Here is a 13,387-nt window from a genome sequence, read left to right on the forward strand (position 1 = left end):
AACGGGAGATAAACTCCCGTTATCGCGCGAAATTTTACTGACTTAAAATTTACCGGATCCTTGCTAAAGCGCGGCGTTGAGCTTTAGTTGCATCTCCACGTCGTCGCTAACGAGCAAAATTTTCTTCATTTTAGCCTACTTTTTGGTGACGTTATCCTCTTTGTTCTCTACCTTTGATGCTACATAATCCTCCCCGAAATATGCCTTCTTTATCTCTTCTTTTTTGATTGCGGCTTTCTTTTCGTAGATTTTGTATTCAGGCTTCCAGTAGTTTAGCATGTTGTTTAGTCCGCTGTGGCCTACCTCGGCGTGACAGCTAGCGCAGGTTAGTTGCTTATCCGTATTTAGCAAGCTTTGATAGTGAGCGTGCATCTTTTGAGCCTGTGCTGAGGTTAGCTTATTATCCACCAAATTCGTATGGCAGCTAACGCAACCGTTATCAAATACGAAGTGCTCTCTTTTCTCTCTATTTTTATGCCAGTCTATAGCCTCCGGGTCTTTGAAGAAATGAATATATCCCTCCATTAATCCGTTTTTGGCTTTAACTAAGACGTATTTGGCTAGGTTGTCGTGAGGTATGTGGCAGTCTACGCATTTAGCCCTTACTCCGCTTTTACCTTTGCCGCTATGGACGTCGTTACTATAAGCTATAACCATAGGATCCATCTCGTGGCATACTACGCAAAACTTCTCTCCGCTAGTTTCTTCTAGGGCGTAATGCACGGGCAGTACGACTAAAAACCCTATAATGCCGCTTACTAATATAATAAGCGCTAGTACTTTCTTTGAAATTTTCATGGCGTTACCCCCATCCATTGCGGAACTTCGTGTTCGTGGCACTCCGTGCACATATTGGTTGATTTTTTATGCTCGTTGTGGCACTCGTCGCAGTATAGCGTAGGGCCGTCGTGAACCGAATTGTGAGGATTTGCTTTTAGCAGATCCATGTATTCTAGTCTTTTAGCTATCTTTTTCTTGTCGCCGTGACAGGATATACAGCCTTTATCGCCTATGGATTTAAATTTACTAGCGTCGTTTCCTTGTCCTTCGTGACAATCAAGACAGGTGAAGCTTAGCTTTTCGTGGTGAGGTTTTAAAGGGTGTTTGGCTCGCAGCTCGTCGGTGACGTTAAGATCGACTAAAGACGTTATCTTTGCGCCTAAGGCTTCTGCGCTAAATACAAAAGAGCATAATAGCATAGATGCGCACAAGGCGAGAAACGCTTTGTGTTTCATGCGAATTCCTTTCGGATGTCAAATTTACAAATTTAACTGCAAATTCGGCTTTAAATTTAAAAAGATCGCAGGCTGAATTCTCGAATTTAGTCTTAAATTTAACCTGCGATACGAAATAATATTTGCGAGTATTTTGAGATGGATTTGAATGTTGTGCGGAAAATTTTGTCCGAGATAGAACACGTAGTTCATCGTAGGACAAAATTTTCAAACTCATTCAAAGACGCTCAAAAGACGCCGCAAATTAGCCTATATTCTCTCCCGCTATCATACCAAACGTTAAGCAATCCGCGATCGCGACGCTACCTAAGCGGCTTGCTCCGTGTACGCCGCCCGTGATCTCGCCTGCGGCAAATAGTCTAGGAATAGGCATCTCTGTTTGTAGCGAGATAACCTGGGCTTTGGTATTGATATCGATACCGCCCATAGTGTGGTGGAGTTTTGGCGTACCGCGCATAGCGTAGAAAGGTGGTTTGGAGATATCTACGCCGTTTGTAGTGGTTTTATCCATAGGTTTGCCAAAGTCCTCGTCTTTACCAGATTTAACGAAGCTGTTATATCTCTCGACCGTCTTTTTTAGCTCTGCGGCAGGGATTTTATAAGCCGCCGCTAGTTCGTCTAGAGTTTCAAATTTCTTTAGTACGCCTGATTCTAGCGGTTTAGTGTAGTGCTCAGGTATAACCATATTTTTTACACCATCAGAGTCGCAGAAGTTGATCGGATAGATATCTGCTTTTGCATCGATTACTTTAAACATAGCTTGAGAGCGCGTACGGCGGTCCGCTAGCTCGTTCATAAAGCGTTTGCCGGTTCTTGGATCAACTGAGATACCGTAGCGGAAGCTTCCGTTTACGTTAAACATAGAGCCTACGCCAAAGCCTTTTTCGTCAGGGCATGCCCATGGACCAAACTGTATCCAGCTTAGCTGCACTGGAGTTGCGCCGATCCTAAACGCCTCTTTCATAGCGCCAGCTGTTGCGCCCGGGTGGTTGGTGCTATCCGTAGTAGGCAAGATAGATGGATCTTGAACCTGTCTAAAAAATACGTCGCGGCAGAATCCGCCTGCGGCTAGCACTACGCCTTTTTTGGCTTTTATCGTCTTTTTAGTTCCGGTAGTGTTTTCGGCGTCGTCTTTTTGGCTTTTTGGATCAAATTTATAATCCTCTCTGATGATCACGCCGTCTACGCCGCCATCTTCGCCTAGGACAAATTCGTCAAATTTAGCTCTTTGTCTTAGCTCGCAGCCTTGTAGGTTTTTAAAGTATTCTACCATCGGCTGAACGATACCTGAGCCCGAGCCGTTAGCGGTCTGAAGCGATCTAGGCACGCTGTGTCCGCCTGCGTGAGTAACTTTATCTATGTATTTAGCGCCGCATTTTAGAGTTAGTTTATATGCATCTTGCGCGCGAGTAGCGATGGTGTCGATTAGATCTACGTGGTTTAGGCCGCGGCCGGCTTTTAGGCAGTCTTTGATAAATAGCTCGTTGCTATCTTTGATGCCTTCTGCTTTTTGTTTGTCGCTGTTTGGAACGGCAAATATTCCGCCGTTAATTACAGAGTTACCGCCTACGCGTCCCATCTTTTCTAGGATTAGGACTTTATTGCCCTTTTCGGCTGCAGTGATACCGGCTGCAAGTCCTGCAAAACCGGAACCAACGATAACTACGTCCCACTCTTCGTCAAATTTGACGTCTTTAGCGTTAACCGCAGCATTTGCGTTTACGGAGCCGAGCGCTAAAGCACCCGCGCCAACTAGGCTCATTTTGAGCAGATCACGTCTTGAAACGTTTTCCATGATGTCTCCTTTATTTTACCGTTATACGGTTTTTTTGATGCCTAATTTTGGAGTTATTGTACCAAAAGTTAAATAAAAGCAAAATAATATTATTTAAAAATTGTCTTTAAATTTTAGAAAACCGCCGCCGCTAAAAAGCCGCTTATCGGTTGCCTACTAGCTCTAAATTTAGACAAATTTTAAATTTAAATCTCTACATAAAATTTTGTGCGCTATGAGAGTGTGTATCCTGCGCCGGATAAAGACCTGCAAAAGCAGGTCTTTATTTCTCGCAAAGCTTGCCGCACGCATCGGCGCGGCATCTGCTGCAGTGAGTCATTTGGTGAATGGAGCCGCCGATTAGCTTTCGCATGCTGCGAATTTCTTCGTTTGAGGGCGATTTGATATTTGCAAAAGGGGTGCCATGCACGGGGATCATCGCCATGCAGTTCATGATATCGGCCTGCCACTCTTTGGCCTTTTTCGCGATTTGCGGGACGTGATCCATATTTACGCCAGGCATTACGACCGTATTGATCTTTACGATCATGCGAGCTTCTTTTAGCTTGCGAATCCCTTCCTCTTGGCGCTCCGCAAGAATTTTAGCGCCCTCTTCGCCGCGATAAATTTTGTTTTTGTAGCGCACCCACGCATAAATTTTGCCGCCCACGCCCGGCGTTACGGCATTAACGGTCACCGTCACGTGGCTCACGCCGATACGCACGATATCGTCCACATGCTCGGGCAGAGCTAGGCCGTTTGTGGATAGGCAAAGTAGGGCGCGAGGGAAGCGGGCTTTGCATTTTTCAAAGGTAGCTAGGGTCTTGTCGGCATCGCACATAGGATCTCCGGGCCCTGCGATACCGATGACCGAGATATCCTGTCTAAATTTAAATAGATTTTCCACGTATAGCGCGGCCTCGTCCGGGCTTTGCACCCTCCCCGTTACGCCGGGTCGATTTTCGTTTGCGCAGTCGTAGATGCGGTTGCAAAAATTGCATTGGATATTGCAATTCGGCGCTACGGGAAGGTGCACGCGCCCGTAGGCGGCGGACGCTTTTTTGCTAAAGCAGGGGTGATTGTCGAAGGAGGGTTTGGCGAAAAAATTCATCAATCTTTTTTCCTTCCGAATTTGATGGCATCCGCGTGGCAAACATCCATACAATCGCCGCAGTTCGTGCAGTTCATCTCGTCCGGTCTCGTGCCCATTTCGCATTTGCGCAAACAGGCGTTGCAGTTATCGCAGGCGCTCGTTTTATAAACGCGAAATATTGAAATTTTACGCAGCAGCTCCATTATGCCGCCGCTAGGACAGGCGAAGCGGCACCATAAATTTGCGACGATCAAGGACGCAGCGATGAGGGCCACGACTACGGCAGTGCGAACCGCCCAGTACCAGTCGGAAAATTTAAAGGACATGATAACGGCGTTTAGATACTCGTCGCTGGTGCGGATAGGGATCATAACTCGAGGGTTGCCGTAGATAAAATACACGCCCGCGCTAAGCAAAACGGCTAGAACCATGCCTATCTGCGCATATCGTAGCTTTCTGTTATTTTTTAGCTTGAGCTTAAAAGCGGCAAATTTGCCGAGCATTTGATTGACGAATCCGCCCGGGCAAATCCAGCCGCAAAACGCGCGCCCAAGGAAAATAACCAGCACGGGTACAAACAGCCAAAAGCCGAAAAACACGGTCGCGATCCGCCCCCAGCACGTAACGATTGGACAGGATTGGCAGTTTACGAAAGGCACGATAAAAGGGCATCTAAAAATCCCGTAATACGCCCATTGCCCGATCGCGCCGATAAAAATCAGCTGCACCAATCGACGAATTTTAGTTAGCCTAGAGACTTTTTTCATCTTTGCCATATTTACTATACTAAACATCTTTTACACCAAACCTTTCTATGAGTTCAAGCCCACGTGCCGAATGGATGGAGGTAAAGCCGTGTCGCTCGAAAATTTCCTGCCCCTCCACGGAACAGACGAAGTCCGCGAAGTCGTCGGCAAGCTTCTCGTCTTTTACGTATTTCATGATATTTAGCGTAAAGGTAAGCGGCCCTGGCGGGATGAGTTTCTCGTCGATAGGCATATATTCGATCTTGTCTTTAAACCTATCGTGCGTCGTTAGGCGCTTTTCGATTATGGACGCATCGCCCTTGCCATCTACCAGATCGCACATCATCTGGATGACGCATGAGCCGTTGGCAATCATATTTTTCATAACGGGCTCCGTGAGACCTGAATTTTTCAAAATTCCCTTTACCGGCCCGCTACCCGGAGGCGATGCCCTTAGCGGCAGCATCACCCGCACGCCAGGCTCTGCTAGATCCTTCAGATCGCGAATGCCCGCGGGATTTCCCTTCGGCACTACTAAAACGTAGTCGGTAAAACATAGCGGTCTAAAGCGGAGGCTAAGGCCAGCCTTACGCAGTTTTTGAGAGAGCTCCAAAACGCGAGCGCCGAAAACCTCCGTCTTGCCTTGCAAGGCTAGCAGCGACTTTCCGAGCGCACCCGCAAAGGCGCCGGTGTATTGGATATTATGCCCCGTCCTTGACTCATAAATGGCGTTTAGCTCGTTAAATGCTTCGGACAGCCCTCCGCACGACCAAACCTGCAGGGAACCTGGCTTAAACGGCGTATAGCCAGCAAGCATCGCTTCCGGTCCGGCGATGGCTGCCGCTGCCAAAGCTCCTTTTAAAAAGCCGCGACGAGATTCGTCTATCTCTTTAAATTTCATGCAATCTCTCCTTTCTTTGGATTGTTTTTAAATTTAGAAAATTCTTCATTTTAAAATTTCGAGCAACCCGCTTAGAGCAGTTCTATAAACGCTTCTAGGCGCGTTCGAATTTGCCCAACGTCCTGTTTGGAGTAGTCAGTCTCCAGACTCATATAGCTTACTCCCGCTTCTTTGCTTGCCTCTTTGATGCGATTCGTCTCGATCGCGTAGGTGTGACAGCCACTTAGCACGACGTCGATGACACCGTCTGCTTGATATTCGCGGATAAATTCCTTGATAATATCGCCTCTGGCGTCGTTTTGATACATCACCGAACAGGGGATTTTAAGGTAGCGTTCGGCGATATTTGCGACCAGGTCGCCCTTCGTTTGCACTTGGTTTTGATAGCCTTTGGTGCCGGAGCAGTTTTCAAAGGCCACTACGTCCGCGCCCAGCTCCTCTATCTGCTTGATAACCTTTTCATACACGCCCCCGCTTGGACAGCCGGTGATGATGATCCGCTTTTTACGAGCTTTCGGCGGCGCCATCTCCTTTGCGGCGGCTATGTAGGCGCGTATCATTTTAAGCTTCTCCTGCTTGTCGTATATGAAATCGCTCGCAAATGAAATTTGATGAATTTCGCTGCCCGCTACCGGCATCGGATTTAGTTTGCCAAGCTCTAAAAGCTCCAACATCACCTTGCGCTCTTCGTTGTAAATTTGCACCGCATCGAGCAGCGCTTCATCGGTGATTTTCGTATCAAATTTTTGCTCTAAAACTTTACGAAATTCCCTAAGCTCGTCGGTAAAAAGCTCCAAGCTCTTGCCACCGGTCATATTCGGCAGCTGCAACACGTGGACGTCCTTATGTTTTGTCAGCAGCTCATACATCTTTTTCTTGCCGTCGCAGGTCGTTTCGCCTATGACGAGATCGCTGGCGTTCATATAGGGGCATTTTTTAGTAACTGCGTAGCCGTAGCTTGCTTTAATTAGCGGGCAAAGATTGCGCGGAAGCTCCGCGTGAGCGGCGTCTATCGGGCTCTCGTCATAGGCGCAAAGCCCAACCGGCACGGCGCCCGCGGCGTAAATGAGCTCCTTTGGCGAATAGGTGCAAAACATTCCCACTACGTGTTTGCCTTGCTCTTTTAGATCGTGCAGAGCCATTGCGTTGCGCTTTTTAAGCGCGTCAAAATCCATCTTCATCTCGTCTCCTTTGAAATTTCATTTGCTTTGCGTGCGCCGATAAGCGAAGCGCCCATCGCGCCGCAGTAGATTGCGTTTTCGTGAGTAAAAATTTCAGCCCCCAGATGCTCGCCTAGAAGCCGTTTAAAGAGCGGCACGTTGCTAAGTCCGCCGCTTAAAAAATAAATTTGATTTTCCAGCCGTTTGATGAGAGCGGCGACCTTGTGCGCCGAGGAGTCCACGATGGCGTAGGCGATCTCGCTCGTTTCTACGCCGTTTGCGCTTAGCGAGACGATCTCACTCTCGGCAAAAACAGTGCAGGTCGAGCTTAGTTTGATCGCGGGATTTTTGCGGGCGGTTTTGTAAATTTCGCTTAGCTCCAGCCCCAGGCGGCCCGCGCTGATCTCTAAAAATTTGCCCGTGCCCGCCGAGCACTTGTCGTTCATGATGAAGTCCGCAGGCTTGCCACCTTCTATTTTGATAGCCTTGGTGTCCTGCCCGCCTACGTCGATGACGGTGCAGTCTTTCTCAAACAAAAAGTGTGCCCCAAGCCCGTGGCAGAGGATCTCGCTCATGCTAAGCTGCGCGTAATCCACGCTGACGCGTCCGTAGCCCGTAGCCGTCACGAAGCCCTCTGCGTAGCCTTTTTGCTCTAAGGCTTGCTTGATCTGGCGCGCGACCTTGACCGCGCTAAAGCCGCTTGGCAGCAAAAATAGCTCGCAAAATTCGCCGCGTTCGTCCATAACGGCGACCTTTGACGAGGTAGAGCCGATGTCGATACCGATAAAATGCATAAAATTTTAAATCCGTCGAAAAATATTTCTACGCCGTAGAACTTTGATTTGAATGTTAGTCTTTTTAAGCTTTTAGACTGCTGAAATTTAGCGTAGGCTTGCGGCGCGGATAAAATTTAGCTTTGCGCCGCATTTGAATTGGTTTTAAATTTAGATTTAAATTTAGCGCTCGCGGGCGATTAAAATTCCGCTTAAAATCACCACCGCAATGCCTGCTAGCACGATCGGACCGGGCAGATGATCGCCTAGCATAATGCCGAGTGCCATGCTAAATAGGATGTCGCTGTAGCTGATCGCGGCGACGATGCCCGCTTTGCGTGAAGCGGCGTAGGCGCGCGTCATGTAAATTTGAAAGTAGATACCGCTGACGCCCAGAAGCGCCACGAGCACCCAGCCAAAAAGGCTTGGCGGGTTGAAGTAAGCAAGTCTCGCCAAATCCGCCCCGCTGAAAAGCCCTAAAATTTTAGCCTCGCTACCTTCAAGCACCCAGCCCATTATCATCATCGTAGCACTTAGAAAGGTAGCGGATGAAACGAAAACCAGCACGATGAGGTTGGTGGCGTAGTGTTTGCGAAGCTCGCGCACGCTCGTGTATGCAAGCCCCGCGCACATGCCGCCGAAAATTCCCACCGCATCGGTTACGCTAATGCCGATGTGCGGGCGCACGACGAGTAAAATTCCGCCAAAGCCGAGCAGTATCGCAAACCAACCGCGCGAACTTAGCTTTTCGCCTAAGAAAAACGCCGAAAATAGCGCGGTGAAAATGGGCGCCGTCTTTTGGAAGGTAAAAGCGGTGCCAAGATCGATGTGAGCGATATTGTAGAAGGTCGCTAAGATACCGCAGCTGCCGATAAAGCCGCGAAACGCAAGTAGCCATGGCTTGCCGCCCGGGCCCAGATTTTTTACCCGCCTTAGCGAAAACAGCACGATGCCGATGCCTACGACGTTGCGGAAAAACACGATCTCGGCGCTACTCATCCGCTCCGCCATGACCTTGGCTAGCGCGCCGTTTAGCGCAAAATAAAAGCTCGCTACTAGCATATAATAAACGCCCAGATGTTTCAGCCAAAACGCGGAGTAAAATTTCTGCTTCACGCCGTCCTACTTTCGGTTCGCCACGAGCGTGCCCGCGACGATGATGAGCGCCATACCCCCAAGCGCCATGAAACCGGGCAGGGCGTCGCCTAGCAGCAGCCCAAATAGCGTCGAAAAGATGATATCTGTGTAGCTGATCGTAGCTACTATGCCCGCTTTGCGCGTCGCGGCGTAGGCCTTGGTAACGTAGGTTTGATAAAACAGCCCCAGCAGCCCCAGAAGCACGGCAAAGAGCCAGCCCTGCGCGTTTGGAATTTTAAATTTAGAAAGCATAAAGCTCAGCGCGGGCGCGTCTATAAATTCCGCCGCGATCATAAGCGCTACGGGCATTAGCGTGCCGGCAAGAAGCGCAGAGAGGATGATAGTATCGGAGCTATAGTATTTGCGCAGCCCGCGCACGGAGGTAAGCGCCATCGCGGCGAATAATCCGCTTAAAATTCCAAAAATATCGCTCGGCTGCAAGCCAAACTGCGGCTGAATTACCAAAACGATCCCCACAAAGCCCAGGCAGACCGAGAACCAGCCCATCGCGCCGAATTTTTCGCCGAGGGTAAAATACGCGATAATCGCCGTCCAAATGGGTGCTGTTTTTTGAAAGGTGAATGCCTCGCCGAGGCTGATGTTAGCGATGTTATAAAAAAACACCATTAGCCCCAAAATCCCGACAATGCCGCGAAACGCGAGCGTAAAAGGATGACCGCCTTTGTTTGCGAAGCGCGCCGTACGGGGACGAGCCTTGATTTTATAAAGCAGGATCAAAAGTCCGGGCAGATTGCGAAAGAGCACGACCTCAAGCGATGAAATTTGCGCGCCCAAAAGCTTGGCAAAAACGCCCGTAAGAGAGTTGTAAAAGCACGCCATCAGCATATAATACACGCTTAGATGGTGCAGCAAGAAGTTGTTGTATTTCATCGCGTCCCTTTAAATTTGCGGAATTATACACGCATAATGATTAAATTTTAATATTCCGCCGTTTTAATATTTCGTCGCGCCGCCTGCTTTTGCGCGTTTGGACGCGACGGCTCGATTTTGCACTTCGGCGCTTGAATGCGCAAAGCAGCCAAATTTGCGCAGCTGCGGGCTTTTATGCTTTCGCACGGTTGCGCCCGTTTCGCGTTTCGGTTGCTAGCTTTCGCGGACAGGCTTCGGTTTTAAAATTTTATAAATTTACGCGTAGCTCCAGTTCTGCGTCATCCGTGGCGATGGATCGCGCGTTTTGATGCCTTGCGTCCGTGCGGCGTCCCGCTAGTGCCGCTGCTCGCGTATGTGAGCCGCAAGCGCATCTCGTCGAATGCGTCCGTCGCGCTGATGTCTATGCGAGCTGCGGTAAAATTCCATAAAATTTAGCGCCTAAATTTCATAAAATTTTGTCGTCCGACTTGCGCGAGCGAGCGCGTAGAATTTGGCTTTAATCTATTTTTGGTTATAATCGTGCCAAAAACTACAAGGACGAACGTGAAAAGTTTGATCATCATCGGGCGCCCCAACGTCGGCAAGTCGAGCCTTTTTAACTGCCTAGCGGGCGCTCGCATCGCCATCACGAGCGACGTTGCGGGCACTACGCGCGATACCAACAAAGCCGAAGCCGAAATTTTCGATCGCCGCGTGCGCGTGATCGATTCTGGCGGCCTGGACGACACCTCCGAGCTGTTTACGCGCGTGCAAGCTAAGACGCTAAGCGAAGCCAAGAGCGCGGATTTGATAATCTTTATGACGGATGGCAAGCTGCTTCCAAGCGATGATGAGCGGCGGATATTTTTCTCGCTGCAAAGGCTTGGCAAGCCCATCGCCCTAGCGGTCAATAAGATCGACGGCAAGCGCGACGAGGAGCGCAGCTGGGAGTTTAACGAATTCGGCGTTAAATTTTTCCCGATCTCCGTCTCGCACAACAGCGGCATCGACGAGCTAAAAGAGTGGATCTACGGCTTTTTAGATCCTGCGCCCGCGCAGCAGGACGAGGATGAAATTTTTGATGATTTTATAGAGGGCTTTAATGACGAGGGCGAGCCGAAAGAGGGGCGCGACGAGGAATTTTACGCTAGTAAAACCATCGGCGTGGGCATCATCGGGCGGGTAAACGTCGGCAAATCAAGCCTTCTAAACGCGCTTGTTGGCTCGCAGCGCTCGGTCGTGAGCGATTATGCGGGCACGACGATCGATCCGGTGAACGAAAGCACGGAATTTGGGGGGCGTACGCTTGAGTTTATCGATACCGCGGGCATTCGCCGTCGCGGCAAGATCGAGGGCATCGAGCGCTTCGCGCTAAATCGCACCGAAAAAATTTTACAAAGCTCCGACATCGCGCTTTTGGTGCTTGACGCAAGCGAACCGCTAAACGAGCTAGACGAGCGCATCGCGGGACTTGCGGCTAAATTTGAACTCGGGCTAATCATAATTTTAAACAAATGGGATCTTTGCGAGCGCGATTACGACGAGTTTTGCCGCGATCTGCGCGATAGGTTTAAATTCCTTTCCTACGCACCGATCATCAGCGTCAGCGCGACGGACAGGAAGCGGATACATAAAATTTACCCGCTCATTTTGGAGGTTTATTCAAATTTCACTCGCAAGCTCGGCACTGCAAGGATAAATGAAGCCATAGAGGGTGCGATCAAAACCCATCCGATACCTCGCGAGCGGGGCAAATCGGTTAAAATTTACTACGCCGCGCAGATCGGCTTTGCGCCGCCGAAGATCGCTCTTGTGATGAACCGCCCCGGAGCGCTACATTTTAGCTACAAGCGCTATTTGATGAACAGGCTGCGAGAGAGCTTTGCTCTTTCGGGAAGTCCGCTAGTGCTGCTGCCGCGCAAAAAAGGGGAGGGCGATGAAGAGCGGTAACATCGTGCTCATCGGCTTTATGGGGGTCGGCAAGGGCACGGTAGCGCGGGCGCTGGCTGCGCAAAGCGGGATGTTTGCGCTTGATTGCGACGATATGATTGAAAGCTACGCCAATAAAAAGATCGGGCAAATTTTTAAAGAGCAGGGCGAGCAGAGCTTTAGAAAGATGGAAGAGAGCCTTGCGAAATTTTTAGAAAAGTCCGTCCGCTGCGCCGTGATCTCCACCGGCGGCGGCTTTTACGCCGTGAAAAATTTAAACAAAATCGGCACCGTCGTGTATCTGAAATCAAGCTTTGAGGGAATCATCGAGCGCTTAAAAAATAGCGAAAACGCGGAGAAGAAATTTGCAAAGCGCCCGCTGTTAGCGGATCTGCAAAAGGCCGCGGCGCTGCATGCCGAAAGAGACGGGGCGTATGAAAAAAAGGCCGACATCGTAATCAACGTCGAAAATAAAAGCGTAAAAAAGATCGTAAAAGAAATTTGCTCCGCCTGCGATGGGCTAAATTTAAAGGGGAAAAAGATGTCTAAGCAGAAGTGCTCTGGCGGCGGCAAAAATTCCGAGCCGCACGGCAAAGAGGGTAAAAACGATAAACTTAAAAAGAAAGAGGCGCTAAAGCAGAAGCTGCATGAGCTACTGGAGGGCTTAGAACGCGAGGAAATTCCAAAGCGGGTGATTGCGTGGCACTTCGATCTTTACGAGCCTTATGCGCTACAGCTAGCGGGATCGAGCAGTTATGACGCGGATGACGACGACTGGGCGTGCGAGGACGAGGATGAGTTTTATCCCGAATATTCACGCTTGCAGCTTGAATTTTTAAATGAGCTTTCGTGGCGGCAGGTTTTAAAACTGCTCGTGCAGGCTCTGCGCGAGCTGCGAGAGCAGATGCCTAGCGCTAAAATTTTTAAGTGCAAGCACATCGCCGTGGGTTTTGTGGACGGCGATCTGATTTTGATTTAAAGGAGCAACGATGAGAATTTTAACGGGTCTTCAGCCCAGCGGCAAGCTGCATTTGGGCAATTACTTCGCGAGTATCAAGCAGATGGTGGATGCGCAAAACGCGGGAGAGCAGATGTTTATGTTTATCGCAAACTACCATGCGCTCACGTCCGTAAGCGACGGCGCAAAGCTAAAAAACTCCACCTACGAGGCCGCGGCAGCGTTTTTGTCTCTCGGGATCGATCCGAAAAAGACGGTGTTTTGGGTGCAAAGCGACGTAAAAGAGGTGTTGGAGCTTTACTGGATTTTAAGCGGGTATGCGCCGATGGGGCTGCTCGAGCGAGCACACGCATACAAAGACAAGATCGCAAAGGGCTTTGAGAGCAAACACGATCTGTTCAGCTACCCCGTGCTGATGGCGGCGGACATCCTGCTATACAGCGCGGAGATCGTGCCCGTGGGCAAGGATCAGATCCAGCACGTCGAGATCGCCCGCGACATCGCGCTTAAATTTAACAACGCCCACGGCGAAATTTTAACTATTCCGCAAGCGCGCGTAAACGATGAAGTGGCGATCGTGCCGGGTACGGACGGCGCGAAGATGAGCAAGAGTTACGGCAATACGATCGATATTTTCTCAGATGCCGCGACGCTAAAGAAGCAAATTTCAAGTATCGTAACGACCTCTGAGCCGCTAGAAGCGCCTAAGCAGTGGCACGGGTGCAATGTCTATAATATCGCGAAGCTGTTTTTAAGCGAAGCGGAGCAGACGGAGCTACAGGCTCGTTACGAGCGGGGCGGCGAGGGGCAC

The 13,387-nt window shown here is 49.7% G+C and carries 12 protein-coding genes and 1 pseudogene; 3 read left to right on the plus strand and 10 right to left on the minus strand.

Going from position 1 to position 13,387, the window contains the following annotated elements:
- Positions 1–135: 135 nt before the first annotated feature.
- The 10 genes from Q0095_RS09220 to Q0095_RS09265 form a co-directional block, all read right to left on the minus strand.
- Positions 136–798, minus strand: coding sequence for a NapC/NirT family cytochrome c (locus Q0095_RS09220; RefSeq protein ID WP_297883246.1), 663 nt, complete (start codon positions 796–798; stop codon positions 136–138).
- Complete coding sequence (locus Q0095_RS09225) at positions 795–1,235, minus strand: cytochrome c3 family protein (RefSeq protein ID WP_297883236.1); 441 nt, start codon at positions 1,233–1,235, stop codon at positions 795–797. The genes Q0095_RS09220 and Q0095_RS09225 overlap by 4 nt, the downstream gene beginning before the upstream one ends.
- A 244-nt stretch (positions 1,236–1,479) precedes the next feature.
- The gene (locus Q0095_RS09230; RefSeq protein ID WP_297883237.1) at positions 1,480–3,030 is read right to left on the minus strand and encodes a flavocytochrome c; all 1,551 of its coding nucleotides are present in this window, start codon (positions 3,028–3,030) and stop codon (positions 1,480–1,482) included.
- Positions 3,031–3,292: 262 nt separating this feature from the next.
- A complete protein-coding gene (locus Q0095_RS09235) occupies positions 3,293–4,120 on the minus strand; it encodes a radical SAM protein (RefSeq protein ID WP_297883247.1) in 828 nt (275 codons plus the stop codon).
- Positions 4,120–4,896, minus strand: a complete 777-nt coding sequence (locus Q0095_RS09240; protein WP_297883238.1) for a 4Fe-4S binding protein — start codon at positions 4,894–4,896, stop codon at positions 4,120–4,122. Before Q0095_RS09240 ends, Q0095_RS09235 begins: the two co-directional genes overlap by 1 nt.
- Positions 4,889–5,749, minus strand: a complete 861-nt coding sequence (locus Q0095_RS09245) for a substrate-binding domain-containing protein (protein ID WP_297883239.1) — start codon at positions 5,747–5,749, stop codon at positions 4,889–4,891. The genes Q0095_RS09240 and Q0095_RS09245 overlap by 8 nt, the downstream gene beginning before the upstream one ends.
- 71 nt (positions 5,750–5,820) lie before the next feature.
- Positions 5,821–6,930, minus strand: coding sequence for a double-cubane-cluster-containing anaerobic reductase (locus Q0095_RS09250; protein WP_297883240.1), 1,110 nt, complete (start codon positions 6,928–6,930; stop codon positions 5,821–5,823).
- Positions 6,927–7,703, minus strand: coding sequence for an acyl-CoA dehydratase activase (locus tag Q0095_RS09255; protein WP_297883241.1), 777 nt, complete (start codon positions 7,701–7,703; stop codon positions 6,927–6,929). Before Q0095_RS09255 ends, Q0095_RS09250 begins: the two co-directional genes overlap by 4 nt.
- Positions 7,704–7,865: 162 nt before the next feature.
- The gene (locus tag Q0095_RS09260) at positions 7,866–8,798 is read right to left on the minus strand and encodes a DMT family transporter (protein WP_297883242.1); all 933 of its coding nucleotides are present in this window, start codon (positions 8,796–8,798) and stop codon (positions 7,866–7,868) included.
- A gap of 6 nt (positions 8,799–8,804) precedes the next feature.
- Positions 8,805–9,710 (minus strand): DMT family transporter, encoded by a 906-nt coding sequence (locus Q0095_RS09265; protein ID WP_297883243.1) that lies wholly within the window; start codon positions 9,708–9,710, stop codon positions 8,805–8,807.
- Between the two features lie 543 nt (positions 9,711–10,253).
- Here Q0095_RS09265 and der point away from each other — a divergent pair.
- The 3 genes and pseudogenes from der to trpS form a co-directional block, all read left to right on the plus strand.
- Entirely contained in the window at positions 10,254–11,639 is a 1,386-nt protein-coding gene (der, locus tag Q0095_RS09270) for a ribosome biogenesis GTPase Der (RefSeq protein WP_297883244.1), read from the plus strand.
- Positions 11,626–12,120: pseudogene (locus tag Q0095_RS09275) on the plus strand (shikimate kinase); the annotation flags it as partial. The gene der and the pseudogene Q0095_RS09275, both read left to right, overlap by 14 nt.
- Before the next feature lie 487 nt (positions 12,121–12,607).
- The coding region (trpS, locus tag Q0095_RS09280; protein ID WP_297883245.1) for a tryptophan--tRNA ligase at positions 12,608–13,387 on the plus strand (780 nt) is incomplete at its 3' end.

It is taken from the genome of uncultured Campylobacter sp. (genome assembly GCF_938045535.1).
Taxonomy (GTDB): domain Bacteria; phylum Campylobacterota; class Campylobacteria; order Campylobacterales; family Campylobacteraceae; genus Campylobacter_B.

Coding starts and splice junctions, on each gene's coding strand:
- Q0095_RS09230 (WP_297883237.1), bottom strand. CDS start 3,030: ATGGAAAACGTTTCAAGACGTGATCTGCTCAAAATGAGCCTAGTTGGC.
- Q0095_RS09235 (WP_297883247.1), bottom strand. CDS start 4,120: ATGAATTTTTTCGCCAAACCCTCCTTCGACAATCACCCCTGCTTTAGC.
- Q0095_RS09265 (WP_297883243.1), bottom strand. CDS start 9,710: ATGAAATACAACAACTTCTTGCTGCACCATCTAAGCGTGTATTATATG.
- Q0095_RS09255 (WP_297883241.1), bottom strand. CDS start 7,703: ATGCATTTTATCGGTATCGACATCGGCTCTACCTCGTCAAAGGTCGCC.
- Q0095_RS09240 (WP_297883238.1), bottom strand. CDS start 4,896: ATGTTTAGTATAGTAAATATGGCAAAGATGAAAAAAGTCTCTAGGCTA.
- Q0095_RS09225 (WP_297883236.1), bottom strand. CDS start 1,235: ATGAAACACAAAGCGTTTCTCGCCTTGTGCGCATCTATGCTATTATGC.
- Q0095_RS09245 (WP_297883239.1), bottom strand. CDS start 5,749: ATGAAATTTAAAGAGATAGACGAATCTCGTCGCGGCTTTTTAAAAGGA.
- Q0095_RS09250 (WP_297883240.1), bottom strand. CDS start 6,930: ATGAAGATGGATTTTGACGCGCTTAAAAAGCGCAACGCAATGGCTCTG.
- Q0095_RS09220 (WP_297883246.1), bottom strand. CDS start 798: ATGAAAATTTCAAAGAAAGTACTAGCGCTTATTATATTAGTAAGCGGC.